Here is a 15391-nt window from a genome sequence, read left to right on the forward strand (position 1 = left end):
TTGCCATGGTATATTATGGTATCATTAATTAATAACTGTAATTTAACTAAAAAACCATAAAATTAGGAGTGATAAGGTGTTAAAGTTATCTAGGAAATCCTTTCTTAAAGTTAGTTATTTGCTAAAAAATGATGCAAGAGATATAGAGAGATGTTTATATGAAAATTATTTTGAAAATGGAAGAAGCGAAAATGTTGTTGATGCATTAAAGAAATTTCAAAATACAGATGGTGGATTTGGTAAAGCTTTAGAATCAGATTTTAGGCTGCCTAATTCATCGCCTATGGCCACATCAATCGGTATAAGAATTTTAACAGAAATAGAAGAAACAAAAGAAACAAGGAACATTATTAAATCAGCTTTGAAATACCTGGAATTTACTTTTAATAAAGAAAGAAACGGATGGTATGCTCTGACAAAAGAAGTTAATAATTATCCTCACACACCATGGTGGCATTATGATGAAGAAAAAGGCTTTACAATAATAGATAATAACTGGGGAAATCCATCTGCTGAACTATTAGCATATCTATATAAATATAAGGAATATCTCAATAAAATAGAAATAAGTTATCTTATTGATTATGCAATTCATTACATCGAGAATAAAAGGCACTTTGAGTCTGAAAATGAGCTGTTTTGTTATATAAAATTATATGAGGTATTACCGGAGGAACTGAAAAGCAAGTTAAAGAAAAGAATATCTGATGGTATTTCTGAGGTTATTGAATATGACCGTGATAAATGGGGAGGGTATGTTCCTATTCCCTTAGATTTTGTTCCAAGTCCTGAAAAAGAAAGTTTTGGAGTAAAAAGTTATAAAATAGATGAGAATCTTGATTATTATGTACATTTAATAGATATTTGTGAAGGTAAACTCATAAATCCTCCTTGGGGGGATAGTTTTTACCACGGTAGTTTATCCCCAGCTTATAATGAATGGAAGGGAGTTCTAACCCTAAAAATATTGAAAAGGTTAGATTCCTATAATCGAATAGAAAAATAGTTAAGAGTTAATGAACAATATTTGAGACGATTTTGCGTCTCTTTTATTTTTATGAGTTGAAATATTAAAATGGGTATGCTAATATATCTTTAAGATACATATCTAAAAGATATATTGGGGGATTAATTATGAAAAGACAAAATTTTAGAATGCTGCTCTTGCTAACTGCAATGCTGCTATTTCCGATAACCATTTATTATTTCTCTCCAGCTATTATCATTCAGGGGGCAATGAAAGGAATAGTTACTGGCAGCTTTATTGTGTTTGCTGTAATGCTTGTAGGCTCAATTTTCTTTGGAAGGCTATTTTGCGGCTACTTATGCCCTGCAGGTGGTTTACAGGAATGTGCAATACATGTTAATGATAAGAGTCCTAAACAAGGCTGGAAGAACAATATAAAGTATGTAACTTGGTTAATATGGATTATTATAATAATTGTATGTTTTATTTTTAGAAAGCAAAAATTAACAATAGATTTTTTTAGCATGACAGATCATGGAATATCTATAGCAAATATTAAGGATTATGTTATATATTATGGAGTTGTACTGCTATTCTTTGCTCCAAGTATAGTATTGGGTAAGAGAATCATGTGCCATTATTTCTGCTGGATGGCACCATTTATGATAATAGGAAGTAAAATAGGGAACCTGCTGCATATTAAAAGACTTAGGTTAAAAGCAGACAAAAGTGCATGTATAAACTGTCATATATGCGATAAGCATTGTCCCATGAGTCTTAAGGTAGCAGAGAAAGTTAAAATAGGAGATATGTATGACAATGAGTGTATATTATGTGGGTCATGCATTGATAATTGCCCGAAAAAGGCAATAAACTACAAAATGATGTAAGGAGAAAAAATGAAAAAAACAAGGTATGTACTTCTTGGATTGCTTCAAGAAGAAAACTTAAGTGGATATGAGTTAAAAAAAATTATAGACATTCGAATGTCCTTCTTCTGGCAGGAAAGCTATGGGCAAATATATCCTGAATTGAGTAAAATGGCAGAGGAAGGCTTAGTTGAGATTTCTCACAGGGAAATAGAAGGAGACCTAAAGCGTGAGAAAATAAACTATAAAATAACTTCTAAAGGTACAAATGAGTTTAAAAGGTGGATGGAACAAGAAAATGAAAAGGATACTGTTAGGTCTGAAGTACTTTTGAAACTATATTTATCTACTTCTAAAAATATTTCCGAAATGCAAAGACACATAATTAAATTTAAGGAACAATCTGAAGAAAAGCTAAAGTTGTTTAATTTATTTGAAGCAGAATTAAAGCAAGTAATAGACCTGCATAACAATCACAAGCAGATTCTATCAGTATTAGATTTAGGTATACGCCAGGCAAAGCTTTATATTGACTGGAGTGAGGAGATTTTAAAGAATTTGGAAAGTGAGGAGTAGAAAAAACCATAAGGGTGAAGGTCATGTTCTTAAATTAACTCGCATATTTATAATATTTATAAGATATAAAATAGTAATTTTTCAGGAGGCAATAATATAATGTTAGGTCATTTAGGCTTTTCCTATGTAGGATTCATATATTTATTGATGCTATGGATTCCAAATGCCCTTTGGAGTAAGAGGAAGCCGGTAGACTATGATACTTCAAAGGAAAATAAACTTTTATTATTTCTTGAGCGTACTGGGCAGGTATGCTGTACTTTAAGTATTCTTATTTTTGCCGATTTCAATATTAAAGCCCTTTCAGCATGGAGTTTATGGCTTATTTTATCAATTTTTCTAATGATTTTATATGAGATTTATTGGATTAGATATTTTACAAATGAACCAACAGTAGAAAACTTTTACCGAAGCTTTTGCGGAATTCCAGTACCTGGTGCCAGCCTTCCTGTTATAGCTTTTTTGCTTTTAGGAATTTATGATAAGGTAATTTGGCTAATTATATCTTCTATAATAATTGGTATAGGCCATATTGGTATACACCTTCAGCATTTAAAAGCAATTAAGGATTAATTTGTATTTCTTATGGTTAATTATGATATTATAATAATGTAGTTTAAGTATTGATTATTAAGAAATATTTGTGAAATGATTAGTTTAATTAATTTGTAAGGAATAGAGAGGTTATTGAATATGGATGATCAAAGCTTTAAAAAGTCCTGTTGAGGAAGTAAGCAGAACTCTACTAGTTCAGTAGAAGAAAATAATTTATGCCCTATATGTAATAGAAAAGGTATGAAAGTTAAAAATATTACTGTTAAACATTTAGTTAATGAGGAATTGGCTAAGGAAATTAAAGCAGCTTCATATTTTATTTGCATGAATGAAGAATGTAATGTAGTCTATTTTAATTCAGAGTTAGATATAGACTATAACAAACAGCAGATAAAAGTCCCAATATGGTTTAAAAAAGACGCAAATCCCAAATATATATGTTACTGTAATCAAGTTACTGAAAATCAAATTATAAATGCTGTCTTAAAGGATGGAGCAAAAGATATAAAGGATATTGAAAGACTTACTGGAGCAATGAAGAATGGAAACTGTGAAATAAATAATCCCTTAGGTAAATGCTGCAGCCCAATTATACAAGAAACTATCAATAAAGCGTTGAAATTATTATAGAAAGTAAAATTACACTTATAAGAAGAAAGCAGGGTTACAAATGAGAAATATAATATTTGATATTGACGGTACTTTATGGGACACCACTGAAGTTGTTGCTAAGGCCTGGAGTAGGGCGCTTAAAGAAATTGGGGGCACTTCTGCAATCATTACCTCTGAGGTTCTAAAAAAAGAGTTTGGGAAAACCATGGAAGTTATTGCTGATGATTTATTCTTTGATGCAGATAAGCATAAAAGGGAACAGTTAATGGAATTATGCTGCAAATATGAAGAAGAAGCTATAAGTGAAGTTACAGATAATCTTTTATACCCTAAGGTAAAAGATACTATAATTAAGCTATCTAAGAAATACTGCTTGTTCATTGTTAGTAATTGTCAGTCAGGTTATATAGAGCTGTTCATGGAAAAGGCAGGAATAGAAGAGTATATTACTGATTATGAAAGCTATGGAAATACTGGAAGAGGCAAGGGTGAAAACATCAAACGTGTTTTAGAGAGAAATAGTTTAGAGGATGTTGTATATGTTGGTGACACTCAGGGAGATTATGAGGCAACAGTATTTGCTGAAATTCCATTTATATATGCAAAATATGGTTTTGGAAGTCCCGAGTCATGTTATTTAGCTATAAATAGCATAGATGAATTACTAAATTTTTCTTAATAAAGCTCAATAATATTAAAGGAAAAAAGCTTGGATAATTCGATATCCAAGCTTTTTTTTGATGAAATACTGGACTATACTAGGAATTTTTTTACTATTATATTGATTTATAAAAAGTTTTGATTTAGACTAATGATAAAATGTGAATATCTTACATAATAATTTGTCGGGGTTAGATGGAGGCTAAACATGGTCACTTTAAAAGATATTGCTAAAGAAGCCAATGTAAGTGTTACTACAGTATCCAATGTTATACATGGCAACCACAAGAAGGTAGCAAAAGAGACAGTTGAGAAAATAAATGCAATTATAGAAAGAGATAATTATGTTCCAAATATGACAGCGAGGTCATTGGTCAATAAGCTATCAAAAATTATTGGTGTAATTAATCATGTGGTAACTGAAAAAGGTGGCAACTTTATTTCAGACCCATTTCATAGCGTTATAATTGGTGGAATAGAACAAAAACTTCGGGAAAAAGGCTATTATTTGATGGTTAGAACTGTATATAGTGAAGATGACTTATTTTCACTTCTAAATAACTGGAATTTAGATGGATTAATTTTAATTGGTTTAGTTCAAGACAAATTCTTTGAAAGGCTAATGAATGCAAATGTTCCTTTCGTGTTGATTGATAGCTATGTGGATAATGAAAAGGTATTGAATATTGGACTTGAGGATTGCAAAGGAGGTTATATGGCTACAAAATATCTAATAGATAAAGGCCATAGAGATATAGTTTTTGCATCACCTATTATGAAGAAAAGAGGAGTTGTGGAAGAACGTTTTAAAGGATACAAAATGGCACTTAAAGAAGCGAAGATTCCCTTTAAAACTAAAAATGTTTATCAACAAGAAATTACTATTACAGAGGGAATAGAATTAGGACATAAATTAAGCCTTAGATCCGATGTTTCTGCTATATTTGCAACTGCTGATATATTTGCTGCTGGTATTATTTCGGGCCTTAATGAAAAAGGAAAGAGAGTGCCAGATGATTTTTCAGTGGTAGGCTTTGATGACATATATATTAGTTCACTTACAGCACCTAGGTTAACCACAATACATCAGAACGCTCAAAAAAAAGGGTTGGTTGCCGCTGAAGTCTTAATTAATTCTATTGATGGTGTCTCAATTAATGACCATAAAATAATACTACCTGTTTCCTTAGTAGAAAGGAATAGTGTAAAAGATTTAAATCATAAATAAGAAAAACTCATTTATAAAGCTAAACATATATTTTTCAAATAGATGTTTAGCTTTTAGAATTAATTGTAAAAAAATAAATAAAACTATATTGACAAGTTATGTGAAAACGTTTATAGTTATATTAAGGTTTAACGTTAAACCTATATATTTTTTCTGCTTCATTTTAACGTTAAACTACAATATGATTTATTAAGGGGGAAAATAAATGAAGAAGAACATCCAAAAAATTATTTCCATGGGACTTATGTTATCCTTGCTTGGTTTTACTGGATGTACAAAGAACAATGCTACACCAGCTAATACAACTACAAAAAGTGAAGTAACAGTTAAACTTGGTATTTGGCCACAGGATGGATTAACCGATCAGATTGAACAACACAAAAAATGGGCAGCAGCTATTCTAGCTAGTGACAATGTAAAAATTGTACCTTCATATTATAAGTATGCTACAGATAGTTTTGTATCTATGGCGACAGCAGGAAATGCTCCTACATTATTTGATACATGGTATACAGAACCCCAGAAGCTAATTGAAGCAGGATTTGTTAAAGATATTACTCCAGAATTAAAGGAGCTTGGCTGGGATACAAAAATGAATCCAGATGTAAAGAATTTACTTTCCAAGGATGGGAAAATATATGGTTTACCACGTGATGGATATGCAGAAGGATTAATGATAAATAAAAAACTATTTGCAGATGCAGGTTTAGTTGATGCTAATGGTATTCCTAAATATCCAAAAACATGGGATGAGCTTGCACAAGATGCTAAAATTATAAAGGATAAAACTGGACATGCAGGAATAGATATTTTAGCTAAAGATGCTGCTGGTGGATGGCTTTTCACAAATATAGGTTGGGATTTTGGAGCTCAGTTTGAAGTGCAAAAAGATGGTAAATGGGTTGCACAACTTAATTCAAAAGAAGCTATAGCAGCAATGCAATATGTAAAAGACTTAAAATGGAAATATGATGTTTTAACTGCAGATCCAACTAATGAAGATTGGGCATCAGGATATAAAGCTATCGCAACTGAAGATGCTGCAATGTATATAGCATCACCTGACTCTGCAGATCAGTTAGCACTAAATAAGATGGATATTAATAATCTTGCAATGGCACCATTACCTGCAGGACCTGCTGGACAATACTCATTAGGTGGTGGAACACCTTATATGTTCTCTGCAAATGCTACTCATGAACAAGTAGTAGCAGGACTTAAATATCTTGTACTTATGGGAAAAGCACCTGTAGTTACAACTGATTCTATTAATGGTTTAGAAGCAGATGCAAAAGCAAGAGTTGCAAAAGGAGTACCTATACTTCCTTCATTCCCAGCATGGTCTGGAGCAACAGACTACTTAAAAGCTCAAGCAGATGCTCAACAGAAATATAAAAATGTTGATATGAAATTTTTTAATGACTATTATGACATATTAAAGAAACCTGGTAATTTACACCTTGAAGAACCACAAGTTACTCAAGATTTGTATAAAGAATTAACTAATGTACTTCAAGCTGTTATTACTAATAAAAATTCAGATGTTACTAAATTAATGAACACTGCCAATACAAACGTTCAAGCTCTTTTAGATAATGGACCAAATAAAAAGTAAAATATATTCAGTAAAATAATATTATTGTTATGGCATGTTCTTTGCAATTGTAGAAACCTTTTTTTTGTTGCAAGGAACATGCATAATTTTTTTAAAAGTTATAAGTGCAGAAGGGGGATTAAAATGCTTCAAGTAAAAGAAAAGCCAATAAAGAATAAATCATTAAATTTATTAAAAAATGATATATCTGGATGGTTGATCATGATTCCTGCTATTATTTTATTTATGTTCTTTGTATGGGAACCATTAATTGAGAATATCAGACTTTCATTCTATAGTGCTAAAGGTATTAGGACTGTAGACTTTGTTGGTTTTAAGAATTATGTAGATGTGTTCAAAGATCCCGCATTTGTTCCAGCTATAAAAAATACAATTTCCTACACTGGTTGGTCTTTAGTGTTAGGGTTTTTGGTACCTATAATTATGGCAATATTAATTAATGAAATGGTTCATGCTAAAGGATTCTTTAGAATTGGAACTTATTTTCCTAATGTTGTTCCTGGCCTTGCTACTGTTTTAATGTGGGGACTTATTTTTAGGCCTGGTAATACAGGGATACTAAATATAATTTTGAGCCAAGTGGGTATAGGTCCCCAAATATGGTTAAATGATCCAAAGCTTACTATACCGTTAATAGTAGTAACTATGACTTGGAAGAGTGCAGGTGCAACGGCTCTCATATATTTAGCTGCTTTCCAAGGTATAAATCCAGAATTATATGAGGCTGCAATTATTGATGGTGCAAGTATATGGGATAGGGTCAAAAATGTAACTATACCAAATATGCGAAATTTAGGACGAACACTTTTAATATTACAGATTGTTGCTGTTTTCCAAGTTCTGTATGAACCCATGGTAATGAAAAATGGTGGGCCCAACAATGCATCTATTTCAATTATGGAACTAGTTTATAACTTAGCATTTGGGAAATTTGATTTTCCAAAGGCTTCAGCCATTGGCGTTCTTATGAGTTTATTCTTAATATCAATAACACTTATTTATAATAAATTTATTAAAGTACAGGATATGTAGAAAGGAGTGAGCTATTTTGTCTAAGTTTTTCCTTAAAGAAAATGGTATTATTACTCAATCAGATTTAAAGAGAACCAGAGTAAAAATCCTTTACTTTGTTATGTTTATTACTTGTATACTTATTACATTGTTTTCAATTGCTCCTCCTATTTGGCTTTTTCTTCAAAGTTTTAAAGATATAAAGGAATTTACCTTAACGCAATCCATACTTCCAAAAACCTTTGATTTTAGCAAGTTTGTAGGGACCTGGAATGAACTTAAGTTTTATAAGTATTATATTAATTCATTTTATTCAGTTACAGGTTCAATAATTTGTGCTGTAGTTTTTAATGGACTCTTAGCATACTCAATATCTATTATTAAACCTAAAGGAAGCAAGTTTGTCTATACACTTGTAATCTCGAGCTTGATGATTCCGGCAACTACAAGTATTGTTCCGTTATTCGTAAATATTAGCAAGCTGCATCTTAATGGATCATTCATTCCACTATGGCTTTCAGTTGGAGCTAATGCTTTCTATGTGGTTTTATTTAAGGAATTTTTTGATACTCTTCCCAAATCCGTTATAGAGGCTGCAAGAATAGATGGCTGTAGTAATGTGGGTATTTTCTTTAAAATTATAATGCCATTAAGCAAGCCAATTACAATGGTAATAGTCATGTATGCACTAAATGCTGCTTGGTCAGACTTTTTACTACCAAGTCTTTTATTGAATAATACAGGACTTGAAACTGTTATGGTTCGATTATTTCAATTTAAAGATGCAATGGGATCACAGGTTGATATGCTAAGAGCTATTGTGTTTGCAATGATTCCACCAATTATTTTATTTACTATCTTTCAAAAACAGATTACTCAAGGCATTACTCATTCTGGAATTAAGGGTTAAAAGGAAATTTATTAGCCTGTTAAGTAGATAAAGAAGCAGTAGAAATTATAAGCAACATATTTAACTTTATAATAAGGCGGGGGTTACTATGGCAAAAATAGCAGATATATATTATAAACTTGATCCATGGAAAATTATAGAGGAGGGTTTTGATTCAAATCGAAATATGGTCTCAGAATCCATATTCTCTCTAGGAAATGAATACATGGGCGTAAGAGGATATTTCGAAGAAGGTTGCTCCTGTAACAGTCTTTTAGGGAGCTATTTTAATGGAGTATATGAGTTTTCTAAGGATGTAAATAAGACAGCCTATAAGGGTATTATAGACCATACTCATTTCATGGTGAACTCAGTTGATTGGCTTTATACAAGAATAAAACTTGACGAGGAACTTTTAGATTTAGGAACTGTAGAATTTAAGGATTTTAAAAGAGTATTGGATTTAAAGGAAGGTACTTTAACAAGGCAGTTTATCTGGAATACAAAAGGTGGAAAGACCTTAAAGGTAAGGTTTTTAAGATTTTTAAATATGGATAAAACCAATGAGGGCTTTCAGAGAATTGAGTTTGAACCAATAAATTTCACAGGAAATATTAAACTTATAATGGCATTGGATTTTGGAATTATTCATGCAGCTAGAGAAAAAAATTACTGGAACATTGTAAAAAAAGATTTTAGAGAGGATATAGCTGCTATTATAGGTGAAACCTTGACTTCAAATCAAAGGGTTTACTCAGGTTTTAAGCTTATATCTGATTGCATAATAGAAAAAAGTGCTTATGTTAAAGATAAGCTCATTGGCTATGAGGTTACAGTTAACCTTATTAAGGGAGAAATAAGTAAAATTGATAAGCTGGTATCTAATCTAGTAGTGAAGGACACTTTCATGGATGCTGAACATATTTGGAGTAATGGGACTAGCTTAGTTAAAAAACAGGAAGAAAAGGGCTTTGAAGCTGTCCTTACAGATAGTACAGCACTTTGGAACAATATCTGGAACAGGTTTGACATACAAATTGATGGTGATGATAAAAATCAGCAAGGTATAAGATTTTGTATATTCCAAATGCAGCAAACCTATCACGGACAAGATCCTAACAATAATATAGGAGCTAAGGGGTTAACTGGGGAAGCTTATAATGGGCATGCCTTTTGGGATACTGAAACCTACTGTCTTCCCTTTTTCCTATTCAATAATTTAAAGGCTGCTAAAAATCTATTGGAATTCAGGTATAATAATCTAAATAAGGCAATGGAAAGGGCAAGGATGCTGGACTGCAGCGGGGCATGCTATCCTATAGCTACCTTAAATGGAGAAGAGGCCTGCGACCTATGGCAGCATGCAAGTCTCCAGTTCCAGCCAAGTACGGGAGTAGCCTATGGCATCTGGCACTATGTCCAACTAAGCTATGACAAGGAATTTTTATATACCCACGGAGCTGAAATGCTTATTCAAATAAGCAGATTTTTGAGGTCGCGAGGTGCCTGGAACCAGTTAACAAATAAATTTGGATTTTATGCTGTAATGGGTCCAGACGAGTTCCATATGATGGTTAATAACAACTGTTATACAAATTATATGGCTAAAAAGACCTTTGAATATACAATAGATGTACTTAAGGAAATGAAGACTAATTCAAGGCAAAGCTATGATATGCTTCAAAAAAAGGTTAATTTCACTGAAGAAGAGCTTCAAGATCTTAATAATTGCGCAGAGAATATGGATATTCTATACAATGAGGAAACCAAGATTTATGAGCAGCATGAAGGATACTTTAGTTTGCCTCATATTGAAGTAGATGATATTGACATAGAGGATTTTCCACTATATAGTAATTGGTCCTATGACAGGATATACAGAAGCGATATGATAAAGCAGCCTGATGTTTTAATGTTAATGTTCCTATATAATCAGGAATTTAGCTCTGAAGTTAAGGAGGCTAACTATGAATACTATGAAACCAGATGTATTCATGAATCCTCACTATCACCTTCCATACATTCAGTACTTGCAGCAGAACTTAAAAAGCACGAAGAGGCACTTAATTTCTTTGGCTTTGCAACTCGCATGGATTTAGATAACTACAATAGAAATACAAGGGAAGGACTCCATACTACAAGTCTTGCAGGAGCTTGGGTAAACATTGTCTATGGTTTTGGAGGTATGAGAAGTGATGGAGAAATTTTAAAGTTTTATCCTTCAATACCTAAGATATGGAACAGCTATAGCTTTAGAGTGGTCTATAAGGAAGCAATACTTTTAATAAAAGTTGAAAAGGATAAACTTAATTTCAAAACCCTAAACGGAAAATCTGTTGAGGTTTCCATTTATGATGAAAAATATGCAATTCACCCTGAAGGTATAAATATACCATTTCCTGGGGGCTCAAGATGATAGATATGGATTGGATTATAATAGACGATGAATTTAATATTAATAATATAGTAAGTAATGGCAATAAATTCATGACAGGCAATGGCTATATGGGCTATCGCGGAACCATGGAGGAGTATACTGATAAAGAACTTACGGCCTGTAATCTTGCAGGTTTATATGATAGACAAGGAGATGGCTGGAGGGAGCCAATTAATGCACCAAACGGGTTATTCACAACTTTATTAGTGGGCAATAAAGTACTTGGATTAAATAATTTTAACCCAAGTGAGCATAGTCAAGTCCTAGATATTAAAAATGGACTTCACTTGAGAAATACAGTCTGGGAAACTGATTATGGCAAGGTTAAAATTGAAGCAGAGCGGTTTGTAAGCCTTGCAGATATACATCTAATGTGCCTTAAGTATACCTTATCTGTGGATAAGGAATGTGCCATCAAAATCAAAACTGGCATAGACGGCAAAGTATGGGATATAAACGGCCCTCATTTAAAAAATTATTCAGTAAAAAAGGAAAATAACTTAATTGTGGTCTCAGCTGTAACTAACGAATTAAAGGTTCCAGTATCTGTTAAAGAAATATGTGAAAGGTCTTTTGAAGCAGTGGAAAACATTGAAAAAACAGATGTAAGTATTTTTCATAATATATGCTTTATGGCTGAGCCAAAAAGAAATTATACAATCTATAAATATGTATCAGTATGGACAGGAAATGATGAAACTGAAAATATAGAGGAGGACTGCTCTTTAACTGCATCTAGGTCTTTTAGTATGGGCTATGAAAAAGTATATTTAGAGCACATAAACAAGTGGAAGGATAGATGGGAGACCTCTGATGTAGTTATTGAAGGCTGTGAAGATGATCAATTAGCACTGCGTTATAGTATATACCAGCTGCAAATAATCGCACCACTGCACTCAAATAGGCTTTCAATTCCTGCAAGAGGTCTTTCTGGGCAGACTTATAAAGGTGCGATTTTCTGGGACACAGAAATGTTTATACTTCCTTTCTTTCTTCATACGGCACCTGAGGTAGCTAAGAATCTAGTTAATTATCGTATTAGAACCCTAAATGGTGCAAGAAAAAAAGCAGAATACTATGGTTATAAAGGAGCCTTCTACGCCTGGGAAAGTCATGAAAACGGCCAGGATGCCTGCAGTGATTTCAATGTAACAGATGTTTTTACAGGACGTCCTGTTAAGACCTACTTTAAAGATAAACAGGTGCATATAAGTGCAGCTGTAGCATATGCCGTCTTAGAGACCTATGAGTTCACTGGAGATATAAGCCTTCTATTAAATGGTGGTGCTGAAGTAATACTAGAATGTGCTAGATTCTATTATTCTTATACTTATTTTAAAGAAGAAAAGGACAGATACGAAATTCTTGATGTAATAGGCCCGGATGAATATCATGAAAGAGTAAACAACAATGCCTATACTAATAAGATGGTCTATTATACAGTAGATGCAGCACTTAAGGTTATGGATATTTTGGAAGTGAATTTCCCTAAGGAATATGAGAATTTAATTGATAAGCTTGACTTTAGAAAAGACATTGACTATCTTGTGAAGTTCAAAGAAAAGCTCTATGTTCCAAAGCCTGATAAAAAAACACTTATAATAGAGGAGTTTGATGGTTATAGTAGGTTAGAAAATTGCTCACTTTCTGAAGTGAGAAGTAGGCTTATTAATCCTAAAGAATATTGGGGCGGGGGCCATGGCGTTGCTTCAACTACTCAGATTATAAAGCAGGCAGATGTTGTACTTATGCTCTATCTCTTTAGAAATGAATACTCAAGTAAAGTTAAAAAAGTTAACTGGGAGTTTTATGAGCCAAGAACTGAACATGGTTCCTCTTTAAGCCCCTGTATTTATTCTCTGCTTTCCTGTGATATAGGAAATGAAAGGTGGGCATATCCATTCTTTGTAAAGACCGCAAATGTAGATCTGTCAGGTGATTCTAAACAATTTGCAGGCTCAATCTATATTGGTGGTACTCATCCTGCTGCAAGTGGCGGTTCTTGGATGTCTGCAGTTTTTGGCTTTGCTGGCCTAAAGGTTGTAGAAGGAAAGATAAGCGTAACTCCGAACCTGCCAAATAATTGGAATAGACTTAACTTTAAGATAATTGTGAGGGGTAAGAAATATACAATTGACATTACCCATGATGGTTCTGAAATTACTAAAGCATGAAGTTACAATATAAATAATAATACTTGTGGCTAAATAGAGCCCCAAAATGTCAAAATAAAAGACGTTTTGGGGCATTTTACATTACTACAGCTTAAACACTATTGTTGACAATTTCACTCTGATTTGCTATTATGTGTATGAATGATAACGATGAACATAAGGAAGTGAAATACATGAAGCTTTCTACTAAAGGCCGTTATGGAGTTAAGGCAATGGTTGATTTAGCTCTACGCTATGGCGGCGAACCGGTTTCAATAAAAAGTGTATCTGAAAGACAGCATATTTCTGAATATTATTTGGAGCAGCTTTTTTCACCACTTAGAAAGGCTGGATTAATTAATAGTATTCGAGGTGCGCAGGGTGGTTATACTTTAAGCAGGGCACCGAAAGATATAACTATAGATGAAATTATGGAAGTGCTTGAAGGGCCAATTGAAATATCTAATTGCCTGGATGAAAAGAGCTGTGACAATGCTGATTGCTGTGCCACTAGGCTTTTATGGGCAAAGATAAAAAACAGTATTGATAGTGTAACTAAATCTACTACACTTCAGGATATATTAAATGATTATAAGAATATAAATACTAGCGACTTAGAAGGAGTGAACAAAAATGAATAAACCAATTTATATGGATTATGCTGCTACTACCTATGTAAAGCCAGAGGTACTAGAAGAAATGCTGCCATATTTTACAGAGAAGTTTGGTAACCCATCTTCAATTTACTCTTTATCAAGAGAAACAAAAAAGGCTATTGATAAGGCTCGTGACAGAGTATCTAATGCAATAAATGCTGATTCTAATGAAATATATTTTACAGCTGGCGGCTCAGAAGCTGACAACTGGGCTTTAAAAGGAGTTGCCTTCGCCAACTTTAATAAGGGAAATCACATTATAACAACTAATATTGAACATCATGCTATACTTCATACCTGTGAGTATTTAGAAAAGCATGGCTTTGAAGTTACATATTTACCTGTAGATGAATATGGCTTTATATCCTTAAAGGATTTGGAAAATGCCATTACAGATAAGACAATACTAGTTTCTGTAATGTTTGCTAATAATGAAATAGGAACAATTCAACCAATTAAAGAAATTGGTAAGCTCTGCAGAGAGAAAAAGATAATATTCCATACTGATGCAGTTCAGGCAGTTGGAAGTATTCCTATAGATGTCAAAGCTATGAATATAGATTTACTATCAATGGCTGCTCATAAAATTTATGGACCAAAGGGAACTGGTGCCCTTTATATTAGAAAAGGTGTTAAAATAGATAATTTAGTTCATGGCGGTGGCCAGGAAAGAGCTAAAAGAGCTGGAACTGAAAACATTGCTGGTATAGTTGGCCTTGGAAAAGCTATAGAACTTGCTACATCAAACTTGGAAGAAAACTCAAAGAACCTGGCAGCTCTTAGAGATAGATTAGTAGAAGGTCTATTAAAAATACCTTACAGCAGATTAAATGGACCAGTTAAAGAAAATAGATTGCCTGGAAATTCTAATATTTGCTTTAGATTTATTGAGGGAGAAGCTATACTTCTTTTACTTGACAGCATGGGAATCTGTGCTTCCAGTGGAAGTGCATGTACTTCTGGTTCTCTAGATCCTTCACATGTTCTTTTAGCTATAGGGCTTCCACATGAAATAGCACATGGTTCCTTAAGATTAAGCTTAGGAGCTGGGAATACTGAAGAGGAAATTGATTACGCTATTGAAACCGTAGGCAAGGTAGTAACTAGATTAAGAGAGATGTCACCACTGTGGGATGACTTTTTAAAGAAAGGGGAAAAATAAT

General features: G+C 33.0%; 14 protein-coding genes. All 14 read left to right on the top strand.

Annotation, left to right across the window (positions count from 1 at the left end; translation table 11 throughout):
* Positions 1 to 76: 76 nt before the first annotated feature.
* The 14 genes from ACJDUH_RS08295 (at position 77) to nifS (ending at position 15390) form a co-directional block, all read left to right on the top strand.
* The gene (locus ACJDUH_RS08295) at positions 77 to 1006 is read left to right on the top strand and encodes a hypothetical protein (protein WP_406764683.1); all 930 of its coding nucleotides are present in this window, start codon (positions 77 to 79) and stop codon (positions 1004 to 1006) included.
* 128 nt (positions 1007 to 1134) lie between these two features.
* On the top strand, positions 1135 to 1857 hold the full coding sequence (locus tag ACJDUH_RS08300) for a 4Fe-4S binding protein (protein WP_406764684.1): 723 nt from the start codon (positions 1135 to 1137) through the stop codon (positions 1855 to 1857).
* A gap of 9 nt (positions 1858 to 1866) precedes the next feature.
* Positions 1867 to 2412 (top strand): PadR family transcriptional regulator, encoded by a 546-nt coding sequence (locus ACJDUH_RS08305; RefSeq protein WP_406764685.1) that lies wholly within the window; start codon positions 1867 to 1869, stop codon positions 2410 to 2412.
* Between the two features lie 99 nt (positions 2413 to 2511).
* The gene (locus tag ACJDUH_RS08310) at positions 2512 to 2985 is read left to right on the top strand and encodes a hypothetical protein (RefSeq protein WP_406764686.1); all 474 of its coding nucleotides are present in this window, start codon (positions 2512 to 2514) and stop codon (positions 2983 to 2985) included.
* 120 nt (positions 2986 to 3105) lie between these two features.
* A complete protein-coding gene (locus tag ACJDUH_RS08315) occupies positions 3106 to 3597 on the top strand; it encodes a Csac_0668 family 2Fe-2S cluster-binding (seleno)protein (RefSeq protein ID WP_406764687.1) in 492 nt (163 codons plus the stop codon).
* A 40-nt stretch (positions 3598 to 3637) separates the two neighbouring features.
* Entirely contained in the window at positions 3638 to 4258 is a 621-nt protein-coding gene (locus tag ACJDUH_RS08320; protein ID WP_406764688.1) for an HAD family hydrolase, read from the top strand.
* A 189-nt stretch (positions 4259 to 4447) separates the two neighbouring features.
* The gene (locus ACJDUH_RS08325; protein ID WP_406764689.1) at positions 4448 to 5467 is read left to right on the top strand and encodes a LacI family DNA-binding transcriptional regulator; all 1020 of its coding nucleotides are present in this window, start codon (positions 4448 to 4450) and stop codon (positions 5465 to 5467) included.
* A gap of 205 nt (positions 5468 to 5672) precedes the next feature.
* On the top strand, positions 5673 to 7082 hold the full coding sequence (locus ACJDUH_RS08330; protein WP_406764690.1) for an ABC transporter substrate-binding protein: 1410 nt from the start codon (positions 5673 to 5675) through the stop codon (positions 7080 to 7082).
* Positions 7083 to 7205: 123 nt separating this feature from the next.
* On the top strand, positions 7206 to 8114 hold the full coding sequence (locus tag ACJDUH_RS08335; protein ID WP_406764691.1) for a carbohydrate ABC transporter permease: 909 nt from the start codon (positions 7206 to 7208) through the stop codon (positions 8112 to 8114).
* 16 nt (positions 8115 to 8130) lie between these two features.
* The gene (locus ACJDUH_RS08340) at positions 8131 to 9003 is read left to right on the top strand and encodes a carbohydrate ABC transporter permease (protein ID WP_406764692.1); all 873 of its coding nucleotides are present in this window, start codon (positions 8131 to 8133) and stop codon (positions 9001 to 9003) included.
* Between the two features lie 88 nt (positions 9004 to 9091).
* A complete protein-coding gene (locus ACJDUH_RS08345) occupies positions 9092 to 11398 on the top strand; it encodes a glycoside hydrolase family 65 protein (RefSeq protein WP_406764693.1) in 2307 nt (768 codons plus the stop codon).
* Positions 11395 to 13593 carry a glycosyl hydrolase family 65 domain-containing protein gene (locus ACJDUH_RS08350; RefSeq protein WP_406764694.1) on the top strand — a complete coding sequence of 733 codons (2199 nt, stop codon included), beginning with the start codon at positions 11395 to 11397 and terminating at the stop codon, positions 13591 to 13593. The genes ACJDUH_RS08345 and ACJDUH_RS08350 overlap by 4 nt, the downstream gene beginning before the upstream one ends.
* Before the next feature lie 173 nt (positions 13594 to 13766).
* Positions 13767 to 14213, top strand: coding sequence for an RrF2 family transcriptional regulator (locus ACJDUH_RS08355; protein ID WP_406765033.1), 447 nt, complete (start codon positions 13767 to 13769; stop codon positions 14211 to 14213).
* Positions 14206 to 15390, top strand: a complete 1185-nt coding sequence (gene nifS, locus ACJDUH_RS08360) for a cysteine desulfurase NifS (protein ID WP_406764695.1) — start codon at positions 14206 to 14208, stop codon at positions 15388 to 15390. The genes ACJDUH_RS08355 and nifS overlap by 8 nt, the downstream gene beginning before the upstream one ends.
* Position 15391: the final 1 nt, after the last annotated feature.

Source organism: Candidatus Clostridium radicumherbarum, from assembly GCF_045310525.1.
GTDB classification, from domain to species: Bacteria; Bacillota; Clostridia; order Clostridiales; family Clostridiaceae; genus Clostridium_AT; species Clostridium_AT radicumherbarum.